Origin of the sequence: Brevibacterium sp. 'Marine' (assembly GCF_012844365.1) — a bacterium.
GTDB lineage: Bacteria > Actinomycetota > Actinomycetes > Actinomycetales > Brevibacteriaceae > Brevibacterium.
The window spans coordinates 3,671,070-3,695,536 of record NZ_CP051626.1 but is presented as its reverse complement, the minus strand read 5'-3'; the positions used below and the strand labels follow the sequence as shown (position 1 = coordinate 3,695,536).

The window sequence follows — 24,467 nt, the reverse complement described above, 5'->3', positions numbered from 1 at the left end:
CCCTCAATTACTACCCGACGGCGGCCCAGCAACCTGGTGCCAGGTTGCTGGGCCGCCGTCGGGTAGCAAGGGGAGGGGATTTGTCAGTCGGGGGAGAGGCCGGGGAGTTGGGAGGCGGCGAAGCGGATGTGTTCCTCGGTGACGCGAGCGGCCTCCTCCGGGTGACCGGCGACGATGGCATTCATGATTCCGTGGTGTTGAGATTGCAGCGTCGCCATCAGTGCCTGCTGGTCGTCGACGCGGCTGAATGAGGAGAAGATCGATCTCCGCAGGGAAGTGCGGATGGCCCCGGTGAGATCGGAGAAGAGCTGATTGCCCGCCGCCTGAGCGATGGCGATGTGGAAGGCGGTGTCCGCGTCGTTGAAGACCTCGAGGCTGATCCCGGGGGTGTCCATCATCGCCAGCTGCGCATTCACCTCTGCCAGCGCGTCCTTGTCGGCACGGGTCGCCGCAAGGACCGCGCTCGAGCGTTCGAGCTGGATGCGCGTCTCCGTCACGTCCTCGATGCTGAAGTTCGTGAGCGCGACATGAAGGCGGAGGAAGCGGGTGAGCGCGGCCGAGGGCATCGCGGCGATGAACGTGCCGGCGCCGCGCCCGGACCCGCCCGAAGACCGAACGACGCCGAGGCTGTCGAGCACGCGCAGCGCCTCGCGGACGCTGGCACGACTGACGCCGAGCTTCGTCGCCAAGTCGCGTTCGGCCGGAAGGGGGTCTCCGACGCTCAGCGAGCCGGCCATGATCTGCTCTTCGACGGCGTCGATGACGAGCTCATAGGTGCTCGCGCGGGTCACCGGTTTCCACTCGGGTCCCGCAGCCGCCTCGGTGCTGCCGGTCTGTTCCGGGCGGAATTCGTTCGTGTCATCACTCATGGTCGTCTCCACCGCGCCATCATGTCATGCCATTCTTCGCGCTGCTCGCGGGCGTGACCAGAGCGCCCGAGGACATTTGACGCAGATCACACCTCCGTCCTATGCTCACTTTAATGGTCTGACCTCATAAAGGCCATACTAAAAAATGTGATCATTCGAGCTCGGAGCGCGTTCACAGGGGAACGGACCCGTCGTGGGCATGCCCGGCCGTGTTGGAGAAGCCATGTACACACCCGAAATTGCGCCGGTGGCCGACAGCCTTCTGTGGTCGTCTCTGCTGGCGATCCTGCCGCTGCTGACGATCTTCGTTACCCTCGGCGCGCTGAAGTGGAAGGCCCACTGGGCCGGACTGACCGCCGTCGGCGTCGCTCTCATCGTCGCGATCGCCGCCTACGGAATGCCCGTCGGGCTCGCCGCGCTGTCGGCGACGCAGGGGTTCGCCTTCGGACTGTTCCCGATCATGTGGATCGTCATCACCGCGATCTGGCTCTACGAACTCACCGTGCGCTCGGGCCACTTCGAAGACCTGCGGCTGGTCATCAACGTCATCTCCGATGACCCGCGCATCCAGGCGATCATCGTCGCTTTCTGCTTCGGCGGTCTCCTCGAAGCGCTCGCCGGGTTCGGCGCCCCTGTGGCGATCACCGGTGTCATGCTGGTCGCCGTCGGCTTCACCGCCATGCGTGCTGCGGTCGTTGTCCTCGTGGCCAACACCGCGCCCGTGGCTTTCGGTGCGATCGCCATCCCGATCATCACCGCCGGCACCCTCACGGGAATCGACTACCAGGACATCGGTGCCATGGTCGGCCACCAGACCCCGTTCCTCGCCGCGGTCGTGCCGCTGTTCCTCGTCCTGCTCGTCGACGGGCGTCGCGGTCTGAAGCAGATCTGGCCGCTGGCCCTCGTCGTGGGCATCGCTTTCGGCCTCGCCCAGTACGTTTCGGCCACATTCCTCTCCGTCGAACTCACCGACATCATCGCTTCCCTGGTCGGCCTCGCCGCCGTCGTCATCATGCTCCGGTTCTGGAAGCCGAAGGGCGGACAGGAGGCACTCGACCGCATGGCCGACGAGCGCGAACACGAAGGCGCCGCCGCCCCTGACGCCGGCAGCGCTTCCGCAGCTGTGGCCACCGATGTGAAGAAAGAGACCGCACCGCTGACCGGGTCCCGGGTGTTCCTTGCGCTCTTCCCATACCTGCTGGTGATCGTCATCTTCTCCGTGGCCAAGCTCGTGCCGGCGCTGAACAACTGGCTGGCATCCACGGATGTGAAGATTCCGTGGCCCGGACTGAATGGGAACATCCTCGATGCCGCTGGCGAAGTCTCGACGAGCACGATCTACAACTTCCAATGGCTGTCTTCGCCCGGAACTCTGCTGCTCATCTCCGGTATCATCGTCGCGATCGTGTACAAGATGTCGGCGAAGGACGCCGTCGATGTCTTCATCGTCAACGTTGTGAAGATGAAGTTCTCGATCCTCACCGTCGGATCGGTTCTCGCACTGGCCTATGTCATGAACCTCTCGGGCCAGACGATCACCATCGGCACCTGGATCGCCGGCACCGGTGCCTTCTTTGCCTTCCTCTCGCCGATCCTGGGCTGGCTGGGCACTGCTGTCACCGGTTCGGACACCTCGGCGAATGCACTGTTCGCCACTCTGCAGCAGACCGCCGCGCACGAGGCTGGACTCAATCCGCTGCTGCTCGTCGGCGCCAACAGCTCGGGTGGAGTCCTCGGTAAGATGGTCAGTCCGCAGAACCTCACCATCGCAGCCACCGCCGTCGGCCTGCTCGGCAAGGAGTCCTCGATCCTTCGCCGCGTCATCGGCTGGTCGTTGGGCATGCTCGTCGCCATGTGTCTGCTCGTCGGACTCCAGTCGACGGTGCTGTCCTGGATGGTGCCCTCGCACTGAGGCCCCCTCGCTGCCGTGGCGGCGACCGGACCGTCCGCACTAATCATTTCCCACCAACCACCGCCAAACAGAAGGAGCGATAAACATGGTCAAGAGGCAGATTCCTCAGCCGTCCGAGATCTTCGAACTGATGAAGTTCAAGAAGTTCGAACTCGACCCGAAGAAGCGCCGCTTGGAGAGCGCACTGACGATCGAGGACCTGCGTACGATCGCGAAGCGTCGAACCCCGGCCGCCGCGTTCGACTACACGGATGGTGCCGCCGAGGGTGAGATCTCGATGGAGCGCTCGGTCCAGTCCTTCCGCGATATCGAATTCCACCCCTCGATCCTCAAGGACGTCACGAACGTCGACACCTCGACCCAGATCATGGGCGGCAGCTCGGCCATGCCCTTCGGCATCGCCCCCACCGGGTTCACTCGGCTCATGCAGACCGAAGGCGAGACCGCCGGCGCCGGAGCCGCCGGTGCTGCAGGAATTCCGTTCACTCTCTCGACGCTGGGGACGACCTCGATCGAGGACGTGAAGAAGGTCAACCCGCATGGGCGCAACTGGTTCCAGCTCTACGTGATGAAGCAGCGCGACATCTCCTACGGTCTCGTCGAGCGGGCGAAGAACGCCGGATTCGACACCCTGTTCTTCACCGTCGACGCCCCCGTCGCCGGTGCACGCCTGCGCGATACGCGCAACGGCTTCTCCATCCCACCGCAGCTGACCCCGCAGACGATCCTCAACGCGATCCCGCGCCCTTGGTGGTGGTGGGACTTCCTGACCACTCCGAAGCTCGAGTTCGCTTCCCTGTCGGAGACCGGCGGAACGGTCGGCGAACTGCTCGACTCGGCAATGGATCCCTCGATCGATTTCGACGACCTCGCCGAGATCCGTGCCATGTGGCCCGGCAAGTTCTCCGTCAAGGGCGTGCAGACGCTCGAGGACGCGAAGAAGCTTGCCGACCTCGGCGTCGACTCGATCGTCCTGTCCAACCACGGCGGACGTCAGCTCGACCGGGCACCCGTTCCCTTCGAGCTCCTCCCCGAGGTGGCTCGTGAGATCGGCAAGGACGTGGAGATCATCATCGACACCGGAATCCGCAACGGTGCCGACATCGTCGCCTCCCTGGCGCTCGGTGCGGACTTCACCCTCATCGGCCGCGCCTACCTCTTCGGTCTCATGGCCGGCGGTCGGGAAGGCGTGGACCGGACGATCGAGATCCTCGGCGAGCAGGTCGAGCGCACCATGCGCCTGCTCCAGGTTGCCGATGTCTCCGAGCTCAACCCCTCGCATGTGACCCAGCTGCGTCAGTTCAATCGTGATGAGCGGGCCGAGATCATCAGTTCCCGACCTGCGAAGGGCTGATTCGCCGAGGCGGCTGACCGTCATCGCAATCCGCGGAGTGCAGGGGCGCCCGGGTAGGGCCAAGATCCCTGCCGGGTGCCTCTGCCATCTCCGCGAAGACGCCCGTTGCCGGATTTCATTCGTCCGCCTCTGGCTGCTCGCTGCGTGTCAACAGCGGCATTGGTTAGGGTAGGCTCATCTGTGTGAATCTGACGTTGAAGAATCGGGCGGTCGCAGCGGCCGCCTCCGCACTGACTCTTGCCCTGCTCGCCACCGGCTGTGCTGCCGAGGACGACAAAAGTGCCGACGGGGAGGCTGGCAACAAAGATGTTGCGACTGGAGGTGAGGCCTTCGGCACTGCTGATGAGGAGACCGCGAAGCTCGGCAGTGATGCCGAGGCCGGGGTCTTCCCGCGAACGGTCACGCATGCCAACGGCACGACCGAGATCGAGAAGAAGCCCGAGCGAGTCGTCGTTCTCGATACCGGAGAACTCGACGATGTCCTGTCGCTGGGCATCACGCCCGTCGGCATGGTGACGACCGAGGGCGCCAGTCCGGTGCCGAGCTACCTCGAAGACCAGGTCAAGGGAGTCGAGACGGTCGGCACGATTCAAGAGCTTGATCTCGAGAAGATCGCCTCGCTCGAGCCCGACCTCATCCTCGGCAGCCAGCTGCGGGCCGACAAGCTCTACGACGAGCTCGACTCGATTGCTCCGACGGTGTTCTCCATCCGCCCGGGATTCCCGTGGAAGGAGAACTTCCGCCTCGTCGGTGAGGCGATGGGCATGGAAGACGCGACGACGCAGGAGCTTGAGGACTACGCTCGTGAGGCCGGTGAGCTCAAGGACTCTGTCGATGGAGACCCGACGATCTCACTTGTGCGCTTCATGCCTGAGCGTCTGCGCCTCTACGCGAACCAGTCGCTCATCGGAGTCATTCTGAATGACGCGGGATTCAAGCGCCCGAAGATTCAGGACGTCGATGAACTCGCCGTCGAGATCTCCCCGGAGAACCTCGACCAGGCCGCCGGGGACTATGTCTTCTACACCAGCTACGGCGACCCGGAGGCGACCGGGGAGAAGAAGGCGCTCGAGTCGAGCCAATGGAAGGGCCTCGACGCGGCCAAGGACGGCAAGGCCATCCGCGTCAATGATGATGTCTGGTTCCTCGGACTCGGTCCGACCGGGGCCGGTCAGATCCTTGACGATCTGGAGGACCACCTCGGCGATTGAGCCGACTCCTCAGCTCCCGGAAGCCGCTCCTCTACGCAATGATCCGTGAGTTGAGCTGATCGATGAACTCATCAGCGGCGGCGAGCTGCCGTGCAAGTCTGTCGCGGCGTTCGTGAGCATCATCGAGAAAGTGCGTCAGCTCATTCGCTCCATCGGCCCGGAACGGCTCGCTTCCGCGAGCACTCTCCAGTGCCCGGAGCAGGTCACCCATCTGCTCCAGCGAATACCCCAGCGGCTTCATCCTGCGAATCAGCATCAGCTGGTCGTGATCGTCTTCTGTGTAGAGGCGGAAACCTCCCTCCGACCTGCCCGAAGGGGTCAGCAGGCCGATCTGGTCGTAATGGCGAATCGTTCGCAGCGACAGCCCCGTACGTTCAGCCAACTCTCCGATGTGCATCATTCCGGTCTCGGCCATCGACACTCTCCTCAATTCACGGCAACCCTTACGTTACGTTAGGGTTGACTTCGGCGCCCGTATGGCGGCTCAGTGCGTTCCCGGATTTCATCTTCCGTGTGAAGCGGGAGCATGCCGACCGCGCTCAAGCACATCTCTCATTCAGATGGTGTCACACAGATGGTGTCACACCTGACGTGCTCCCGGCCTTGGAGGCTCAAACATGACGACGACCACGACCACCGCCGGCGATCGGAGCCGCTGCCTTCCCGACCCCTCAGTGGCGACCGCGCTGAAGACTCCGCGTATCCTCACGCGAGAAGTTCTGGCAGGACTGGTCGTTGCGCTGGCGCTGATCCCTGAGGCGATCTCGTTCTCCATCATCGCCGGCGTCGACCCGAAGGTCGGCCTGTTCTCCTCATTCATCATGGCAGTGACCATTGCCTTCGTCGGCGGGCGCCCGGCGATGATCACCGCCGCGACCGGCGCAGTCGCGCTCGTCATCGCACCGGTGGCCCGTGAATACGGCATGGACTACTTCATCGCCACCGTCCTGCTTGCCGGAGTGCTGCAGATCGTGCTGGCCGCGTTCGGTGCCGCGAAACTCATGCATTTCATCCCGCGCAGCGTTATGACCGGATTCGTCAACGCTCTGGCGATTCTCATCTTCACGGCTCAGCTCCCACAGCTGATCGATGTCCCCTGGATGGTCTACCCGCTCGTCGCGGTCGGTCTGGTCGTTATGATCTTCATGCCGAAGATCACCAAGGTCGTCCCCGCTCCGCTGATATCGATCATCATCGTCACCGTCGCCGTCGTGGCCTTCGCGATCAACGTCCCCACTGTCGGCGATCAGGGGGAGCTGCCCCGCAGTCTGCCGGAGCTGTTCGTCCCCGGCGTCCCCCTGACCTGGGAGACGTTGACGATCATCGCCCCGTACTCTCTGGCGATGGCCCTCGTCGGGCTCATGGAATCACTGATGACGGCGAAGCTCGTCGATGATGTCACAGACACGCACTCGAGCAAGACCCGTGAAGGATGGGGCCAGGGAGTGGCGAACATTCTTTCGGGGTTCTTCGGCGGTATGGGCGGATGCGCCATGATCGGCCAGACCATGATCAACGTCAAAGCCTCCGGCGCCCGCACCCGCATATCGACCTTCCTCGCCGGGTTGTTCCTGTTGATCCTCGTCGTCGCGCTCGGCGACGTCGTGTCCGTCATTCCGATGGCGGCCCTCGTCGCCGTGATGATCATGGTCTCGGTCGGCACTTTCGACTGGCACTCGATCCGACTCGCCACGCTCAAGCGAATGCCCAAGAGCGAAACGGCCGTCATGGTCATCACCGTCGCCGTGGTCGTCGCGACTCATAACCTCGCCATCGGCGTCGTTGTCGGGGTGTTCGTGGCCTCTGTGATGTTCGTCCGTCGCGTTGCCCATCTCATCGACGTCCGTCGTGAGATCCAGGTACAGAGTGGTCAGGAGGTCGCGCACTATGCAGTCGAAGGGCAGCTTCTGTTCGCCTCCAGCAACGACCTGACGACACTGTTCGAATACGCTGACGATCCGGATCAGGTAGTCATCGATTTCACGAAGTCGCATATCTGGGACGCGTCGACCGTCGCCGCTCTCGATACGATCGAGACCAAATACGAGCAGCACGGGAAATCTGTGGAGTTCGTCGGCATGAACGACTTCACGACTGCGTTCCATGCTCGCCTCACAGGCGGCCTCGGCGGTGGCCACTAGCGGTTTGTTCGCCGTCTGTCCGGCTCTGACAGGCAGCAGAGCCGGCGGCTGATCACCAGCGGGGGGTCGACTATCCGATTTGAAGTCCGAGAGCCTGCAGGTGTCCAGGAAGTCGGTGAGCAGCAATTCACGATCGAGTCGCCGATGACGGAGCAGTGCTGAGAAGTATGAGGAGTGCGGAGCCGACGGTCGAACTTCTACGTCGAACTGGAGCCTCTTTCCGAATCGAATCGATTGAATCCCTCCTCTGTCGAGGCTAGAACGCCCGGTTCGGCAGGTCGGAATCAGGGTCGGCAAGATGTGCGCGGAGGAGTTCGCCGGGCCATGTCGCCGGCGGAGCCTTCTGGCTGCGCACGGTCGCCTGCGCTACGACCAGCTCACTGAGGATCCGCTCGATGTCGAGGCGGGCGAAAGCGGCTTCCGCGTCGGCGAGAACATCCGGGGCACCGAGGAGATCGTGATCTCCGAAATCGACTCTGACGCCCAAACGAAGGTATCGAGGAAGAGTGCCGAAGCGTTCGGCGATCCCAGCAGAGGTGTGCAGCGCTATCGCCTCCCAGACAGGTTCGATCTCCGCAGGCGTCCAGCCTTCGACGTCGAGAAACCGTGCCGCCGCATCCGCACCTTCGATCTCAAATCTCTGGTCGCCGTTGAAGTCTTCAACGGTGCCTGCGTCATGAAAGAGGCATGCTGCGAAAAGAGCGTCCTCGCTGAAATCTTGATCATCGACGGCGGCCAGATGGCGAGCATAGAGGTACGTCCGGAGGCTGTGGTTGAACACGGCCGGGTGCTCCCTCGCACGGACGAACCGAAGAGCATCCTGCGCCAGCTCCGGATACTCCAAACCGGTCCTGAGACAGATCTCGGAAAGAATCTCTCGGGTCGAGCTCGTTGTCGAGTTGTCATCGCTGTACGCATTGTTCACATTCGAGTTCATTGTCGATTGCCTTCCGCCTCAGTCCCGGATTCCAGTTCGTTCATCAGTGTTCGGTGGCCAACCGCGCTCCAAGAGCCATCATCACAGCAGCACTCGTGCGATCGAGCCAGATCTTGACACGTTCCCGGGCGAGCACGCCTCGAGCGCGCGTAGCGGCAAGTACTATCGTCGAGCGCCACACGATTCCGATGGCAAGCGCAATGGACACCAACAATACGCCCCAGCCGGCGGCGGGCGATTCTGTGGGAAGGAACTGGGGGAGGATGCTGATGTAGAAGACTCCGACCTCGGGGTTGATCATGGTGCTGATCAGCCCGCTGTGAGCAGCGTCGGCAGAGTTCTGTGGAGACGGTGTCGCAGTCTCCGTTGTCCGTCGTCCGGTTGCGTGGAAGGGACCTTCAGATCGCCATATAGCCAAGCCACACGAGATAACAGGCTCCGCCGATCCTCACCACGAAGAGCGATCATCCGATCAACACCAGGTGTGGCCGCGCCGATGACCGTCACAAGCGCCCAGGCCATCAGATGCTGTGGTTCCATTGTCTGCTTTCAAACGAATGTGAGCGTCATCAACCATGCCAGTTGATCGTCCCCAGGCGTGATGTGCTGGGTAACAGATCGTCAACGTGGCGGTTCGCCAGCCGGTACCTCAACGCTCAGCGGCCAGGTGCGTCCTGCCCTTGGATATTCCGGTTGCCCCGCTGGGACCGGATCGCCCATTCGCGTCCGGTGAATCGATCAGAGACCCTCGGTTCCATCTGCATACTCAGCGAGCGTTTTCCTCCGCCCATTGCGTAGCGATACTGCGTGGTCGCGTCCAAGTTCCTCGGCGAGTTTCGGGCGTGATTGCGCAAAGTGGCCGATCCGTGCCGGCCTGTTTCCCGTCGCTCCAGTGACGATGAAAATGTGACGTCCTTTCATAGGCCAGTGCGCGAGGTGAGCGGCCACCTTCGAAGAGGGGACGCTAAGACGAATCGTGATTCTAAGAGGTTGCGCGGATAGGTGCGGAGTGTGCGTATCCTGCACCCGGCGTGTCGTAGCAGGCTGACACGGAGAAGCGTCAGCTTCGATGGAAGTGCAACCATCACAGTCGAAGACATAAGGACAGCTTCCCCGTGCCAGCCTTTCCATCTTCAGTCATCGCCCCTATCTAGCGCCAATTCAAGACATTTCTGCCCACGATCAACGACGACCACCCCCTCGGATGCCACCGACGGCGAGTTGCTGATCGGATCGTCTTCGACAAGATCCTCACCTGACTCGTCCTCGGCGGTGCCTGCACCAAACATGCCGATGGCCTGGTCTCAGCCACAACATTGCGATGCCATCGCGATGAATGGATCGCCCACGCAGTGTTCGCCGCCTCGAACAGATCGTGTTCGAGGCTTTCGACCAAGTCATCGGCCTGGCTCTGACAAGTGACTGCTGCAGATGTCATGGACTCACTGTCGGTGGGCTGCCAGCCCCGTCAAGCGCTATGACTGGAGATGACTCCCAATCCGCGCAACCTCTTGACCGAGAACCTGCAATTGGCTGTGCAAAGATTTTCACTCCTAACGGAATAAAACCGTCCTCATCAAAGTTGAGTCTGGTGTACGCAACTTTGATGAGGTCGACTTGACGGTCGAAACCTCGAAGAGAATACTTGAGTCCAGTTGGCTCAATGTGTGCGGTCGAGTGGTTCTGACTCAAGAACCGGAGCCGCCCGATCGCACACATTCGAGTCGCAGGAACTCACGAACAAAGGAGAGAACACTATGGCACGTGCAGTCGGAATCGACCTCGGAACCACGAACTCCGTCGTCGCCGTCCTCGAGGGCGGCGAGCCGAAGGTCATCGCAAACGCCGAGGGCGGTCGCACGACCCCGTCCGTCGTCGCGGTCAACAAGAACGGCGACTCCCTCGTCGGTGAGATCGCCAAGCGCCAGGCCGTCACGAACATCAAGAACACCGTCGCATCGGTCAAGCGCCACATGGGCACCGACTGGTCCACCGAGATCGGCGGCAAGAAGATGACGGCTCCCGAAGTCTCGGCCCGCATCCTCCAGAAGCTCAAGCACGACGCCGAGGAGTACCTGCAGGAGAAGGTCACCGACGCGGTGATCACCGTTCCCGCATACTTCAACGATGCTGAGCGCCAGGCGACGAAGGACGCCGGTGAGATCGCCGGCCTCAACGTCTCGCGCATCATCAACGAGCCCACCGCTGCCGCTCTGGCCTACGGCCTCGAGCGCGGCAAGGAAGACGAGCTCATCCTCGTCTTCGACCTCGGTGGCGGTACCTTCGACGTGTCCCTGCTCGAGGTTGCCAAGGACGAAGACGACTTCTCCACCATTCAGGTCCGTGCGACCTCCGGTGACAACCGCCTCGGCGGTGACGACTGGGATCAGCGCATCGTCGACTGGCTGGTCGAGCAGGTCAAGAACAACTACGGCGTGGACCTGACCAAGGACGCCACCGCTCTGCAGCGCCTCAAGGAAGCCGCTGAGCAGGCCAAGAAGGAACTGTCCTCGGCCACCAGCACGAACATCTCGCTGCAGTACCTGTCGATGAGCGAGAACGGCCCCATCCACCTGGATGAGACCCTCACCCGTGCGAAGTTCGAGGACCTGACCAAGGACCTCCTCGAGCGCACCAAGGCTCCCTTCCACGCAGTCATGAAGGACGCCGGCGTCTCCGTGTCCGACATCGACCACGTCGTCCTCGTCGGCGGTTCGACCCGTATGCCCGGCGTGACCCAGGTCGTCACCGAACTCACCGGAGGCAAGGAGCCCAACAAGGGCGTCAACCCCGATGAGGTCGTCGCCATCGGCGCCGCCGTGCAGGCCGGTGTCCTCGTGGGTGAGCGCAAGGACGTCCTGCTCATCGACGTCACCCCGCTCTCGCTCGGACTCGAGACCAAGGGCGGCGTGATGACCAAGCTCATCGAGCGCAACACCCCGATCCCGACCAAGCGTTCGGAGACCTTCACCACCGCTGAGGACAACCAGCCCTCCGTGTCGATCCAGGTCTTCCAGGGTGAGCGTGAGTTCACTCGCGACAACAAGAACCTCGGCACCTTCGAGCTGACCGGTATCGCTCCGGCTCCGCGCGGCGTGCCGCAGATCGAGGTCGCCTTCGACATCGACGCCAACGGCATCGTCCACGTGTCGGCCACCGACAAGGGCACCGGCACCGAACAGTCGATGACGATCACCGGCGGTTCCGCACTGCCGAAGGAAGACATCGACCGCATGGTCCGCGAGGCCGAGGAGCACGCAGAAGAGGACAAGAAGCGCCGTGAGGCCGCCGACGTCCGCAACAACGCGGAGAACCTCGCCTACCAGACCGAGAAGCTGCTGACCGACAACGCGGACAAGCTGCCCGAGGAGCTCAAGACCGAGATGCAGGGCGATGTCGACGCCGTCAAGGAAGCCCTCAAGGGTGAAGACGACGACGCCGTGAAGTCCGCCTACGACAAGCTCGTGGAGAACCAGCAGAAGATCGGCGAAGCCATCTACAGCCAGCAGGGCGGTGCCGAAGGTGCCGAAGCTGCCGGTGAAGGTACCGCCGATGCAGGCGCAGACGACGATGTCGTCGACGCCGAAGTCGTCGACGAAGAGGATGAGGAGAAGAAGTAATGACTGCCGAGGGCAACGACAAGTCGTCCGAGGAGCCAGGCTTCACCTTCAGTGACAAGCGCCGGGTCGATCCGAACACCGGTGAGGTCCGTCCCGAGGCCGACGCTGAGTCGGCCTCGGCCGGGGCCGGCGAGGAGCCGACCGCGGATCCGAACGCCGAACAGGCAGCTGACGCCAGCGACCTCGGTGTGGACATCCCCGCCGACGCCTCGGGGCTTGAGGACATCGAGCCGGAGGCCGAGCCCGAACCGGGCTCGGACGCGGCGGGCTACCTGGCCGACCTCAAGCGCATCAACGCCGAGTATGCGGCCTACCGGATGCGCGCCGACCGCGAACGTGAGCGTGCGGCGCTCGGCGGCACGATCAAGGCCGTCGAGGCCCTGATCCCCGTGCTCGACGAGGTCAAGCTCGCCCGCGAGAACGGCGATGTCAGCGGGCCTTTCGAGACCCACGTGAACAAGCTCGTCGAATCGCTGAACAAGATCGGCGTCGAACAGTACGGGGAGGTCGGCGACGAGTTCGACCCGAACATCCACGAAGCGCTCATGCAGCAGCCGTCGGATGAGGTCGAGAATCCGACGCTCTTCCTGGTCATGCAGCCGGGCTACCGAATCGGGGAGCGCATCATCCGCGCCGCCCGCGTCGGTGTCCAGCAGCCGGAGGACTGAACGACGACGATCGCCGAGGCGGCCGCCCGCCCCGTACGCCGGTTCACCGACGTACGGGGCCGGGGAACCGCCTCGGCGGCGGTCCGGATCTTCGGGGCAGTGCCCCGGGGATGCGGATTGTGAGAGGACAAGTGAATACCGTGATGACAGGATTGATTGGAAGGAAAGGAGGTGCCAGGTGAATACCGGACCTCAGAATGATTGGTTCGACAAGGACTTCTACAAAACCCTCGGCGTCTCCAAGGATGCTTCCGATGCCGAGATCAAGAAGGCCTATCGCAAACTTGCGCGCAAGTATCACCCGGACGCCAATCCCGGGGACGAGAAGGCCGAGGAGAAGTTCAAGGAGATCGGCCAGGCCCACCAGGTGCTCTCCGACAAGGAGTCCCGGGCCCAGTACGATCAGGTCCGCGCCATGGGCGGCGGTGCCCGGTTCAGCGCCGGTTCCGGCGGACCCGGAGGGGCTGCCGGCGGCGGATTCGACGACGTGTTCTCCGACCTCTTCGGAGGCGGCGGACGGACGCGAACCCGCACGACCTACGGCGGTGGGGGAGACGTTCCCCCGGACCTGGCGGATCTGCTCGGCGGATTCGGCGGAGGTTTCGGCGGTGGCGGCGGATACGGCGGCTACCAGCCTCCGGTCAAGGGCGGCGATATCAAGTCGAGCACGACGCTGTCGTTCACCGAAGCCATCGACGGTGCCTCGGTGAAGCTGAACATGCCCGGCGGGAAGCCGCTGACCGTGCGCACCCCGATCGGGGTCAAGGACGGACAGAAGATCCGCCTGGCAGGCAAGGGCAAGACCAGCCCCAACGGCGGTGAGCCCGGTGACGTCATCCTCACCGTGCACGTGAGCCCGCACCCGGTCTTCACCCGCGACGGTGACAACCTGCGGATGGACCTGCCCATCAGCTTCGACGAGGCGGCCCTCGGCGCCGAGGTCAAGGTGCCGACCCTGGGCGGAATGCCCGTCAAGGTCAAGGTTGCACCGGGGACGCCGTCGGGACGGACCCTGCGCGTGCGGGGCAAAGGTGTGAAGACGAAGAAGGGCACCGGCGACCTGCTGGCGACAGTCGAGATCGTGGCGCCGCAGAACCTGTCCAAGGAAGCCAAGCAGGCGGTCGAATCGTTCAGGGCCGCCACCGAAGGTGAGGATCCACGCGCCGGCTTGCTGGACAAAGCCAAGGCCAGTTGAGGTGGTGAATCACAATGCACATTTCATCGAGTGCGGCGGTGTATGTCATCTCGGTGGCCGCGGATCTGGCGGGCATGCACCCGCAGACGCTGCGGCAGTATGACCGCCTGGGTCTCGTCATTCCGGAACGCACTGCGGGCCGAGGCCGGCGTTACTCAGGGAAGGACATCGCCAAGCTGCGACTGATCCAGCAGCTGTCGCAGGACGAGGGAGTCAACCTCGTCGGGATCAAGAAGATCATCGATCTGCAGAATCAGGTCGATGCGCTCAAGAGCCGCAACGAGGAGCTCGAGGACGAGGTTCGAGCACGCCGGTCGGCGCAGGAGCGCGATGCACGTGTCTTCGCGGCCGGCACCGCGGGCGGGGATGTCGTCTCGATCTCGAGGGGACGTCGCCCGCAGGGTCGTCCGGAGCCTGGAGCCCTGGTGCTGTACAACCGGTACCGGCGCGGCTGAGTCGGCAGTCGCCGGTCAGAGTCAGAGTGATCGGATCTGAGGCGGAGTGCGAACCCATCTGGGTATTCGCGCTCCGCCTCTTCGCATCTGTCCGAGGATTCTGCCTGTTTGCGGCGCAGAAGAGGACAGGTGCTGTGCGACACTGACTCTGTGAACGAGAAAGAGAAGGTTCGACAGGTCGCCGACAGCGCTGATTCGGCGGCTCAGGAAGCCGCAGACAGCCGCTGGTTCGAGCGGGTGGCCCGAGCGGGATTCATCGCCAACGGATTGGTCCACGCCATCCTCGGCGCGACCGCTGTGACGATCGGGCTGGGGCAAGGCGGCGGCGACGCCGACCAGGCAGGAGCTGTCGGCCAGATCGCTGCGCAGCCCTTCGGCATGGTGCTCATCATCGTCTGCTTCCTCGGCTGTGCGTTGATGGCTTTGTGGTGCCTGGTCAACGCGTTCTTCGGCTCAGCATCGCTGCGTGGCGCTGGTACTCGGGATCCGCAGGAGAAACAGGGGAGGAAACAGTGGACCGACTTCTTCACGGTGGTCGGTTCTGCCATCGCCTATGTAGTCGTGGCGGCAACCTTCTCCCAATTCGTCTTCGGCGGAGGAGCGGATTCGGGTAAGTCGAGTTCACAGGCCTCGACGACGGTGGCGAAGGCGCCGGGTGGACTGTATATCCTCATGGCCGTCGGCGCCGTGATTGCGATCATCGGCATCGTATTCTGTGTCAACGGTCTGCGGCGGAAGTGGAAAGACGAGCTGCGTCGGCCGCGCAGCGTGTTCACTCGCTTCCTCGTCGGCTTCACAGGCACCGTCGGGTATCTGGGCAAGGGCGCGACGCTGCTGTCGGTGGGCATCCTCATCGTGGTGTCCGCGGCGACCGGTGATCCGGAGGAGTTCACCGGAATCGACGGTGCGCTCAAGGGCATGCGCGATCAGCCGTTCGGGCCGTATCTGCTGTTGGCTGTGGGTCTCGGCCTGGTCCTCTACGGAGTCTTCCTCGCCCTGCGCTCGAGGTACGACCGCATGGAATGAGCTGTCTTCTGCCCGGCATCGCTGAGACGACGAAGGGCGCGAACCCGATCGGGTTCGCGCCCTTCGTCGTCTCACGCCCAGCTCAATCGAGCCCGGGCGAGCTCAGGTCGGTCGTTATCAGATCTCAGCGGGATCCTGGGCGACCTTCTTGCGGCGCATGGTCATGGCGACTGCGACTCCACCGATGAGGAGGAGGCCGGCGCCGCCGACGAGACCGGTCAGCTCGGTACCGGTGCGAGGCAGGTCCCCGCCGTTGCCGGCATCTCCGTTGTCGCCATCGTCGTTGCCGTCTTCATCGCCGTCGCCGCCACCGGCGTTCGGGTCGTCCTCGACCGAGAAGTCACCGGTCAGTTCGTCATCGCCGCAGGTGACGGTGACGTCGTAATCGCCGATGTAGGCCGAGGCGTTGGAGGCGCTGGTGCCGTAGACGTTGACGTTGGCCTTGCCTTCGTCGTCAGCCTGGACGGTCTTGTCGAAAGCGGTGACGCTCGACTCGCCCTTCGGGTTGACGAGGAAGCGGACGTCTTCACCGGGCTCGCAGTTCTCGACGGCGAGGGTGACGCCCTTGTCGTCCTTGACGAAGTCAGCAGGAGTGATCGACTCGGGGGAGACGGTCAGCTTGGCTTCTTCAGCAGGGGTGGAGGGGGCTTCGGTCTCGTCTTCGGTGATGGTGAAGTCCTGAGCCGGGGAGTTGGTCTCGGACTCCTGGTCGACACCCCAGACCGAGTAGTCGCCGGCCGGGAGTTCGCCGTCGCCCTCGAACTTCAGGGTTGCGGAGACCTTTCCTTCGTCGTCGGCTTCGACTTCCTGGGTCGCGAACGGCGACGTTTCGTTGCCGCCGACGACGGTGACCGTGCCGTTCGGGGTGAAGCCCTCGCCGGTGACCTTGATGCCGTTGTCCGCGAACTCGCTCTCCGTGAACTCATCAGCGTTGAGCGAGACCGTCGGGTCGACCTCGGGAGCCTCGGGCTCGTCTGCGTCGCCCTCGGTGACCTTGAAGCTCGTGCTGTACGGGGCGTTCTCGTCAGAATCGTTTGTGACTGTGACCTTGTAGTCACCGACGAATGCTGGGTTTGCTTCGCCGACGGCTTCGACACCGTTTTCGAAAGCGCCCTCCGCATCAGTCGTGACAGAGGTTTCGTACGCGTTGACGTTCTGTCCGCTGGCAGGTTCAACGGTCAGCTTGTACTCGGTGTCGGCCTCGAGGCCAGCGCCAGCGATGCCGATGCCGTTCTCAGCGAATTCGGCAACGGTGACGCTGTCAGCAGACACTCCGATTTCGCCGGCCTGCGCGGTGACATCCTGTGCAGCGCCCTTCTGGAGCTGAACGGGAGACTTGGCGGGCTGAGTATCGGCCGACGGAGCCGAGGCGGGAACCTCGGGGGCAGCGATGACTGGGGATGCGGCCAGGCCGGTGATGGCGATGGCCACCGCGGGTGCGAGGGCGAGCTTCTTCATGTATTTCCTTAGAAAATTACAGCTGGGTGTGAAGTATTACGAATGTAACAGTAATGCAACATTCACCACACGCATAGTTGTGGTCGTTTTGTTCAGCTCTGAGTCCGGTTCTGGCGCAGAGTTCATTCTGCATTCATCCGAGCCGCCGATATCTCACGGGCTGCGCGACAGGCAGAGGGGCGGCTCAGCACACGCTGAGCCGCCCCTCTGCCTGTCGTTCTAGGCTGACTGCCTGTCTCGGATCAGAAGCTCGTCGGAGTCTGTCCGAATTTGTTCTTGCGGCCGGTCAGTGCGATCGCGGCACCCCGACGAGGAGGAGCAGGGCGCCCGTCGTCAGTCCGCCGAGGTCGGCACCGGTGCGCGGCAGCTGGCTGCCGTCGTCTCCGCCGTTTCCGGCGTTCCCGTTGTCGCCGCCGTCCGAGCCGCCGCCGTTGGCGCCTTCGGTGACCTTGAAGGAGTCCTTCATGGTGTCATCGCCGCAGGTTGCAGTCGCGGTGTAAGCGCCGACGTAGGCCGAGGCGTTCGAGGAGGTGCCGAAGACGTTGACGGAGGCATTGCCTTCGTCATCAGCCTTGACGGTGTTCTCGTAAGCCGTGACGTTGATGCCCTTCGGATTGACCTCGAAGTGGACATCTGCGCCCGGTTCGCAGTTCTCGACGGCGAGGGTGACGCCCTTCTTGTCGTTGGCGAAGTCCGCGGCCTCGATTGTCTTCGGCGAGACTGTGAAGGTTGCCTCGGCGGGAGCCTCGGTCTCACCATCGTCGTCGCCGACAACGTTGATGTTGCCATTGAGAGTCTCCGACTCGGTGCCTTCGCGGTCGATGGTGACGGTGAACGGAACCTTGCCGACCTCGAGGTTGTCGGGGTTGCCCTCGTACCAGAGGTGGAGCTTGTAGTCGCCATCGGCATCAGCGGTCTCGCTCTTGCCGGTGAGCGAGTCGGTGATCGTGTCGCCCTTCTTCACGCCGGAGACGGTGACGGTCACGCCCTTGTCCTTGTTGGCGAGATCCTCGGCAGTGATCTCCTTGGGATCGACCTTGAGCGAGGCGTCGATCGGATCGACGGCGTCGTCTTCGGTCACAGTGATTTCGACGGCATCGGACTCTTCGCCGGACTCGTCGTCGACGAAGGTCAGCGAGTACTTGCCTGCTTCGATTGACTCGGGTGCGATCACGGCGCCCTCGACATTGCCGTCCTCGTCGGCACGAAGTTCATCGGCCTGAGGGGCTGCGGCACGCTGGGCCGAGACGGCTTCGCCCTTGACGCTGACGGTCCCGTTCGGGGTGAACCCGGTTCCGCTGAACTTCAGTCCATCCTTCTTGAAGTCCTCGAGGGAGATCTCCTTCGAGTCGACCTTGACGGTCGGGTCGATCTCCGAGTCTTCGGTGATGGTGAAGTCCTGAGCCGGGGAGTTGGTCTCGGACTCCTGGTCGACACCCCAGACCGAGTAGTCGCCGGCCGGGAGTTCGCCGTCGCCCTCGAACTTCAGGGTTGCGGAGACCTTTCCTTCGTCGTCGGCTTCGACTTCCTGGGTCGCAAACGGCGACGTTTCGTTGCCGCCGACGACGGTGACCTTGCCGCCGGGGGTGAAGCCCTCGCCTGTGACCTCGACGCCGTTCTTGTCGAACTCGCTCTGTGTGAACTCATCGGCGTTGAGCGAGACTGTCGGATTGACATCAGGAGCAGCGTACGGCGTGTACGAGAATGAGGTCGATTCCGTTGCTGTCGGAGCGTTCGTGCGTTGCACCTGGACGGCGAGGCTCTGCTTGCCGGATGTGAGCGACTCTGCGTCTTTGGCAGAGCGCAGCTTCAGAGTCGCGGACGAACCCTGAGCGGTCGTGGCAGGGCCGGTCAGGCCGGACTTGGCTGAGACCTTGTCGCCCTTCTCGAGGCCGGAGACCTTGACGGTTACGCCGTCCTCGGCGAGTTCTTCCGCGGTGACCTCACCCGAGGTGACCTGCACGGAGGCGTTGATCGGGTTGGCCTTGTCCTCGGACTGGTCATCGTCCTCGGCACCCTTGTCCTCGTCCTTGGGTGCAGGAGCGGGCTTCGGATCGACCTTCTTCGGAGGCGCCTTCGCCTCGTCCTTCTCATCCGCCTTGTCCTCGGCGGCCTTCTTCTCGTCCGCCTTCTTCTTGTCAGCGGCCTTCTTGGCGGCCTCGGCTTTCTCCTTGGCCTTCTTTTCGGCAGCCGCTTTCTCTGCCGCTGCCTTCTTCTCGGCTTCGGCCTTCTCAGCTGCGGCCTTCTCGGCCTCTTCCTTCTTGGCCTTGTCGGCTTCGGCCTTCTTCTGCTCGGCAGTCTGCGTCGATGCCGACTGAGCGGACGTCGATTCCGCGGCGGCGACCGGGCTCGCGACAAGCCCGGTGAACGCGAGCGCGACTGCCGGCGCGAGGATGATCTTCTTCATGGGTGTGCCTTCAATCTCTGTGGCGAGGGGTGTGATACGGCACTCATCCTAGGTTCTGAGGGTTTTCCAAACTATTTCTGTACGTTTTGTTCAGGTGTAATTGCTGTAACGCTTAGGTGAATTCCTTTTACCGTTTCGTGACCTACTGGTCGGTAAAGGAATGACTGTCGGGGCCGCCTCGGCGAGAGGAATCGGCGCCCGCGCCAACTCAGCGGTTCCGGGCTAGACCGGCCATGCCTCGGCGCGGATCTGCTTGCGCTGTTCGACGGTCGGCACACGGACGGTCAGAGCCGCGGGGGCGACCTCCATCTCGAGGTACGACGACTGACCCAGCGGATCCCCGTCGAGCTGGATATCAACGTCGTCACCGGCTTCGATGACGACCTTGCGGCACTTCCGAATGTTCGTGTGAAGCCCGCGTGAGGCCCGACGGCCGGCGATCGATGCGAGCACGCCGACCCATTGGCCGAGGTTCTTGGGGCTGACGATGAGCACATCGAGCATGCCGTCGTCGATGACTGCCTGCGGCAGCAGCTGGATGCCTCCCTGCAGGCGGCCGCAATTGCCGCCGAGCACCGAACGGACCCTCGCCGAGACCCGATATTCGTCGTCGAACGTGACCTTGACATGACTGGGTTTGCCGGTGAGTTTCCGTGATCCGGCTTCGACGTAGGCGAGCCAGCCGAGGCGAGCCTTGAGGTCGTCGCTGGTGTCGGCCATGACCGCGGCGTCGAAGCCGAGCCCGGTCATCACGGTGAAGATATGGGTATCGCCGTCCGGATCGGTCTTCGCCGTCCCCACGTCGATCTCGCGATTGCGTCCCCAAAGGGCGATCCGCAGCGCCCACTCGGTCTTGTCGAGGACGAGGTCGATATTGCGGGCGAGCAGATTCCCGGTCCCCAACGGCACGATCCCCATCGGGGTCGAGGTCCCCGCCAGCGCCGAGGCGACAGCGCGGATGGTGCCGTCCCCGCCGGCGGCGATGACGACGTCGACCCCGTCGTCGAGGGCGCGGACCGCGGCACCTTCGCCGGTGTCCTCAGGGGTGGTCTCGAGCACGAGCGGAGGGTTCCATCCCTCGAAACGGCAGATCGCCTCGGCGGTGGAGGCCAGGTTGTGCACGTCGGTCTTTGTGGGGTTGACGATGAGCGCGGCACGGTACCGGGCGGCGTCATCGACCACCTCGTCGGAGAGGTTCGCCGGGTGGGCGTAGCGTCTCATCGTGCTGAGCGTGCGTCGCACGCCGGTGCGACGGCCGATGAGGAACACGGCCGCGAGCACAGCGAGTGCGCCGACGATGATGACCCAGGTCATCAGGGGATCCAACTCGATGATCATGGCCCAAATGTACAGTGCGGAACTCAAATGCGAGCTGAGGGTCGAATATCGAAAACACGCCCGGCCCGTTAAGCTGAGAGGGTGATCGATCTAGCGCTTCTCAGAGACAACCCGGCCCTGTTCAAGGCATCGCAGGAGGCTCGCGGGGCATCCGTCGAGCTCATCGACGAGGTCATCGCCGCCGATTCCGCTCGTCGTGCGGCCATCACCGCGTTCGAAGACGCACGTGCGGATCAGAAGTCCTTCTCCTCCCAGATCGCGAAGGCGTCGAAGGAGGACAAACCGGCACTCATCGCCGAAGGCAAGTCGAAGTCCGAGACCGTGAAGTCGCTGTCGGCCGAGTCGGAAGAAGCCACGTTCGCCTTCGACCAGCTCGTGTCGAAGGTCCCGAACCTCATCATCGACGGCGTCCCCGCCGGCGGGGAAGAGAACTTCGTGACGCTCAAGACCGTGGGCGTTCCCCGCGATTTCACCCCGGACGGCTTCGAACCGCTCGACCACCTCGAGATCGGTGAGAAGCTGGGGGCCATCGACACTCAGCGGGGAACGAAGGTCTCCGGTTCGCGTTTCCACTACCTCACCGGCTTCGGAGCGAAGCTGGAGATGGCTCTGCTCAATCTCGCGCGCGATGTCGCCGAGGCAGCCGGGTTCAACCCGACCATCACTCCGACCCTGGTCCGCCCCGAAGTCATGCGCGGCACCGGGTTCCTCGGCGAGCACGCCGACGAGGTCTACCGTCTCGAAGCCGACGATCTGTTCCTCGTCGGCACCTCCGAGGTGCCGCTGGCCGGCTACCACATGGACGAGATCATCGACCTGACCGACGGTCCGCTGCGCTACGCCGGTATCTCCTCCTGCTACCGCCGCGAGGCCGGCTCGTACGGGAAGGACACCCGCGGAATCATCCGGGTCCACCAGTTCCAAAAGGTGGAGATGTTCGCCTACGTCCCGGTCGAGGACGCCGAAGCCGAACACGAGCGCATGCTGTCGCTGCAGGAGAAGATGCTCGGACTGTGCGAACTGCCCTACCGGGTCATCGACACCGCTGCCGGCGACCTCGGCGATTCCGCCGCCCGCAAGTTCGACTGCGAGGCCTGGGTGCCGACTCAGGGCACCTACCGAGAACTGACATCGACGTCGAACTGCACGACCTTCCAGGCTCGCCGCCTGCAGATCCGCGAACGCCGCGAGGGTTCGACCCGCCCGGTCGCCACCCTCAACGGAACCATGGCCAACACGCGCTGGCTGGTGCCGATCCTCGAGAACCATCAGCAGGCAGACGGCTCGGTCACGGTGCCCGAGGCACTGCGGCCCTACCTCGGCGGGATGACCGCGCAGGGACCGGAGGGACCGCGCTACTGAGGCCGGACCCGGTCACGGGGCACTGACCGTTTCGGGGGACTCGGCGGAATTCGGTCGGGTTCGGCCGCCTCGGCGCCGGGAAGAACGACGACAAGAAGATTGACGCATACGTTGGGAGACACCTTGACCCCGCACCTCATCGCACTCGATGTCGACGGCACGATCGTCGGTTACGACGGATCTCTGTCGGAGTCGGTGAGGCAGGTGCTCGATCGGCTCGCCGAGGAGGGCCACCACCTTGTGATCTCCACCGGCCGTGCCCTGCCGGGCGCGCTCGAGGTCGTCCATGCGCTCGACCTCAAGCACGGTTTCGTCGTGTGCTCGAACGGATCCGTCGTCGTCCGCCTCGACCCGGAGCTGCCGCTGGGGTGGGAGCTGCACCATGTCGTGTCCTTCGACCCGAAGGATGCACTCGAACAGATGCACGCGGCACTGCCGACGGCGCTGTTCCTCGTCGAGGATCCGGACCTGCACCGGTGGGCGTCCGGAGCGTTCCCGGTCGGTGAGCTCGCCGAATCCGACACGCTCGACATCGTCGACTTCGACGAGCTGCTGACCAAGCGGGCCACCCGCATCGTCATGCGCGAGGTCAATGGCACCGCCGAGGAGTTCGCGGCCGCCGTGGACTCGCTCGGACTGCATGAGGTCAGCTACTCGGTGGGCTGGAGCAACTGGCTCGACATCGCGCCGGACGGGGTCTCGAAGGCCAGCGGGCTGGAGATCGTGGCCGACGAGCTTGGGATCGAGCACGCCCACACTGTGGGCGCCGGAGACGGGCTCAACGACCTCGAGATGATCGAATGGGTCGAGCACGGAATCGTCATGGGCCAGTCGAAGGACGAGCTCAAGGTGCTCGCGAGCGTGGTCACCGATTCGGTCGCCGACGACGGCCTGGCAGTGGCGTTGGTCGACTACTTCGGCATGGACACTGCACTCCTCGAAGCAGAGGGCACCACGAGCACCCGCCCCTAATTACTACCTGACGGCGGCCCAGCAACCTCGCGTGGAGTGGTCCCCGAAAGTTGGACTGTGATCAACACAAACCAACTTGAAGGGACCATTCCATGCGTCAGGACTGTCTGATCACCAACGACCAAGCCAAGGCCGCGATCGAACTCTTCGACCAAGGGCACGGCTACGCCGCGGCAGCCACGAAGCTCGATGTCCACAAACCCACACTCAAACTTCTCCACGACCGGTGGCTGGTGCGTGGAACAATGTCGGTCATGGAACCGCACCAGCGCCGCCGTATACCAGCAGAGCAGAAGATCGCGACTGCGAAGCGATACCTCGACGGCGAACACAAAGTCGAACTCGCCAAGGAACTCGGCCTGGCATCGTCGCGTCCGATCCTCGACTGGGTCAAGGAATACCGGGACAAGGGCGATCAGGCATTCACCTCGCCCCCGGCATCAGGCAAGGGCACAACAGCCCGGATGCGCGCCATTGACAGCGGTCAGGACCCGGATGCTGATCCGGCCCCGTCTAAGCCGGACCTGATGGCGAAGAAGACCCGTGCCGAGGACATTAGTCTGGCGGAGTATCGGCAGCTGCAAGACCGGCTGTTGCGGGCGGAAGCGGAGAACGCGTACTTAAAAAAACTGAAGGCCTTGAGGCAGAACGGGCAGCTGTAAAAGCACGCATAGTTGCCAGTCTCAAGGCGAACTACCCACTGTCACTGCTGCTGAGCATTGCGGGCCTGGCACGGTCGACGTTTTTCTATCACCAGAAACGCTTCGATCAGAAACCTGACCCATACGAGCAGGTCAGGCCCCGGATCCGGGAGATCTTCACCGACAGCCGCGAATGCTACGGGCACCGCAAGATCTGGGCAGTCTTGGTCAAAGAAGGCATCACGATCGCGAAGAAGACAGTGCTGCGGTTGATGCAGGACATGAACATCAAGACCAAGGTGCGCAGGAAGCGGTATAACTCCCACCGTGGCACGATCGGCCGTGTTGCCGGCAACGTCCTCAACCGGGAGTTCACCGCTGAGGAACCAAATGAGAAATGGGTCTCTGACGTCACCGAATTCGCTGTGGCGGATCAGAAACTGTATCTGTCACCGGTCATCGATCTCTTCGATACCAGTGTGGTGTCGTACTCGATGTCGACGTCACCGAACACGGCGTTGACGAACAAGTCACTGACGAATGCGTGTCAGGGGCTTCGGCCCGGTCAGAAACCATTGGTGCACACGGACCAGGGGTTTCAGTACCAGCACGTGTCGTGGGCGGCGATCCTGACCAAACACGGTGCCACACCGTCGATGTCGCGGAAGGGAAACTGCTGGGATAACGCGATGGCGGAGAACTTCTTCGGGCAGTTGAAAACCGAGATGTTCTATCTGCAGAAATTCAACACGGTCGAGGACCTCGAGAAAGCGATCGATGAGTACATTCATTGGTATAACTTTGAGAGGATCTCGATGCGACTCGGCGGTCTTGCCCCGATGGAGTATCGGACCAAGACCGCCACAGCCGGACAGCCGGCAACTGCTTTATGCTGACCTCA

Annotated in this window: 20 protein-coding genes; 13 read left to right on the top strand and 7 right to left on the bottom strand. The window is 63.3% G+C overall.

Annotated elements, in window-relative coordinates; translation table 11 throughout:
• Positions 1-83: 83 nt before the first annotated feature.
• Positions 84-869: an FCD domain-containing protein gene (locus tag HF684_RS16605; RefSeq protein WP_169253369.1), complete on the bottom strand. Its 786-nt coding sequence runs from the start codon at positions 867-869 to the stop codon at positions 84-86.
• A gap of 223 nt (positions 870-1,092) precedes the next feature.
• Between HF684_RS16605 and HF684_RS16600 the strand changes: the two genes are divergently transcribed.
• From HF684_RS16600 to HF684_RS16590, 3 genes are all read left to right on the top strand, one after another.
• Complete coding sequence (locus HF684_RS16600; protein WP_169253368.1) at positions 1,093-2,781, top strand: L-lactate permease; 1,689 nt, start codon at positions 1,093-1,095, stop codon at positions 2,779-2,781.
• Between the two features lie 85 nt (positions 2,782-2,866).
• On the top strand, positions 2,867-4,135 hold the full coding sequence (locus HF684_RS16595) for an alpha-hydroxy acid oxidase (protein WP_169253367.1): 1,269 nt from the start codon (positions 2,867-2,869) through the stop codon (positions 4,133-4,135).
• A gap of 242 nt (positions 4,136-4,377) precedes the next feature.
• Complete coding sequence (locus HF684_RS16590; RefSeq protein WP_248279226.1) at positions 4,378-5,346, top strand: iron-siderophore ABC transporter substrate-binding protein; 969 nt, start codon at positions 4,378-4,380, stop codon at positions 5,344-5,346.
• A 31-nt stretch (positions 5,347-5,377) separates the two neighbouring features.
• Here HF684_RS16590 and HF684_RS16585 read toward each other — a convergent pair whose 3' ends face one another.
• The gene (locus HF684_RS16585; RefSeq protein ID WP_169253366.1) at positions 5,378-5,761 is read right to left on the bottom strand and encodes a MerR family transcriptional regulator; all 384 of its coding nucleotides are present in this window, start codon (positions 5,759-5,761) and stop codon (positions 5,378-5,380) included.
• A 202-nt stretch (positions 5,762-5,963) separates the two neighbouring features.
• Between HF684_RS16585 and HF684_RS16580 the strand changes: the two genes are divergently transcribed.
• Complete coding sequence (locus HF684_RS16580; RefSeq protein ID WP_169253365.1) at positions 5,964-7,487, top strand: SulP family inorganic anion transporter; 1,524 nt, start codon at positions 5,964-5,966, stop codon at positions 7,485-7,487.
• Positions 7,488-7,743: 256 nt separating this feature from the next.
• Here the strand turns inward: HF684_RS16580 and HF684_RS16575 are convergent, their stop codons facing one another.
• Positions 7,744-8,268, bottom strand: a complete 525-nt coding sequence (locus HF684_RS16575; RefSeq protein WP_210603426.1) for an HD domain-containing protein — start codon at positions 8,266-8,268, stop codon at positions 7,744-7,746.
• Positions 8,269-8,467: 199 nt separating this feature from the next.
• Entirely contained in the window at positions 8,468-8,725 is a 258-nt protein-coding gene (locus tag HF684_RS16570; RefSeq protein WP_246490468.1) for a LysE family transporter, read from the bottom strand.
• Between the two features lie 1,456 nt (positions 8,726-10,181).
• On the opposite strand from HF684_RS16570, the gene dnaK reads away from it, so the two are divergent.
• From dnaK to HF684_RS16545, 5 genes are all read left to right on the top strand, one after another.
• Positions 10,182-12,044: a molecular chaperone DnaK gene (gene dnaK, locus HF684_RS16565; protein WP_025780753.1), complete on the top strand. Its 1,863-nt coding sequence runs from the start codon at positions 10,182-10,184 to the stop codon at positions 12,042-12,044.
• Positions 12,044-12,712, top strand: coding sequence for a nucleotide exchange factor GrpE (locus HF684_RS16560; protein WP_169253363.1), 669 nt, complete (start codon positions 12,044-12,046; stop codon positions 12,710-12,712). Before dnaK ends, HF684_RS16560 begins: the two co-directional genes overlap by 1 nt.
• 178 nt (positions 12,713-12,890) lie before the next feature.
• Positions 12,891-13,907, top strand: a complete 1,017-nt coding sequence (locus HF684_RS16555) for a DnaJ C-terminal domain-containing protein (protein ID WP_169253362.1) — start codon at positions 12,891-12,893, stop codon at positions 13,905-13,907.
• 14 nt (positions 13,908-13,921) lie between these two features.
• On the top strand, positions 13,922-14,362 hold the full coding sequence (locus tag HF684_RS16550; protein ID WP_169253361.1) for a helix-turn-helix transcriptional regulator: 441 nt from the start codon (positions 13,922-13,924) through the stop codon (positions 14,360-14,362).
• Between the two features lie 150 nt (positions 14,363-14,512).
• Positions 14,513-15,388, top strand: a complete 876-nt coding sequence (locus tag HF684_RS16545; protein ID WP_169253360.1) for a DUF1206 domain-containing protein — start codon at positions 14,513-14,515, stop codon at positions 15,386-15,388.
• 117 nt (positions 15,389-15,505) lie between these two features.
• Here the strand turns inward: HF684_RS16545 and HF684_RS16540 are convergent, their stop codons facing one another.
• The 3 genes from HF684_RS16540 to HF684_RS16530 form a co-directional block, all read right to left on the bottom strand.
• Positions 15,506-16,846, bottom strand: coding sequence for an LPXTG cell wall anchor domain-containing protein (locus tag HF684_RS16540; protein WP_169253359.1), 1,341 nt, complete (start codon positions 16,844-16,846; stop codon positions 15,506-15,508).
• Between the two features lie 286 nt (positions 16,847-17,132).
• The gene (locus tag HF684_RS18670) at positions 17,133-19,253 is read right to left on the bottom strand and encodes a hypothetical protein (RefSeq protein WP_211168019.1); all 2,121 of its coding nucleotides are present in this window, start codon (positions 19,251-19,253) and stop codon (positions 17,133-17,135) included.
• A 222-nt stretch (positions 19,254-19,475) separates the two neighbouring features.
• A complete protein-coding gene (locus tag HF684_RS16530; RefSeq protein WP_248279004.1) occupies positions 19,476-20,591 on the bottom strand; it encodes a diacylglycerol kinase family protein in 1,116 nt (371 codons plus the stop codon).
• 81 nt (positions 20,592-20,672) lie between these two features.
• On the opposite strand from HF684_RS16530, the gene serS reads away from it, so the two are divergent.
• From serS to HF684_RS16510, 4 genes are all read left to right on the top strand, one after another.
• The gene (gene serS / locus HF684_RS16525) at positions 20,673-21,953 is read left to right on the top strand and encodes a serine--tRNA ligase (protein ID WP_169253358.1); all 1,281 of its coding nucleotides are present in this window, start codon (positions 20,673-20,675) and stop codon (positions 21,951-21,953) included.
• A gap of 111 nt (positions 21,954-22,064) precedes the next feature.
• Positions 22,065-22,925, top strand: a complete 861-nt coding sequence (locus tag HF684_RS16520; RefSeq protein WP_248279003.1) for an HAD family hydrolase — start codon at positions 22,065-22,067, stop codon at positions 22,923-22,925.
• Positions 22,926-23,017: 92 nt separating this feature from the next.
• Positions 23,018-23,587, top strand: a complete 570-nt coding sequence (locus HF684_RS16515) for a transposase (protein ID WP_169252171.1) — start codon at positions 23,018-23,020, stop codon at positions 23,585-23,587.
• An 8-nt stretch (positions 23,588-23,595) separates the two neighbouring features.
• Positions 23,596-24,462, top strand: coding sequence for an IS3 family transposase (locus tag HF684_RS16510; protein WP_248279204.1), 867 nt, complete (start codon positions 23,596-23,598; stop codon positions 24,460-24,462).
• The last annotated feature ends 5 nt before the right edge of the window (positions 24,463-24,467 follow it).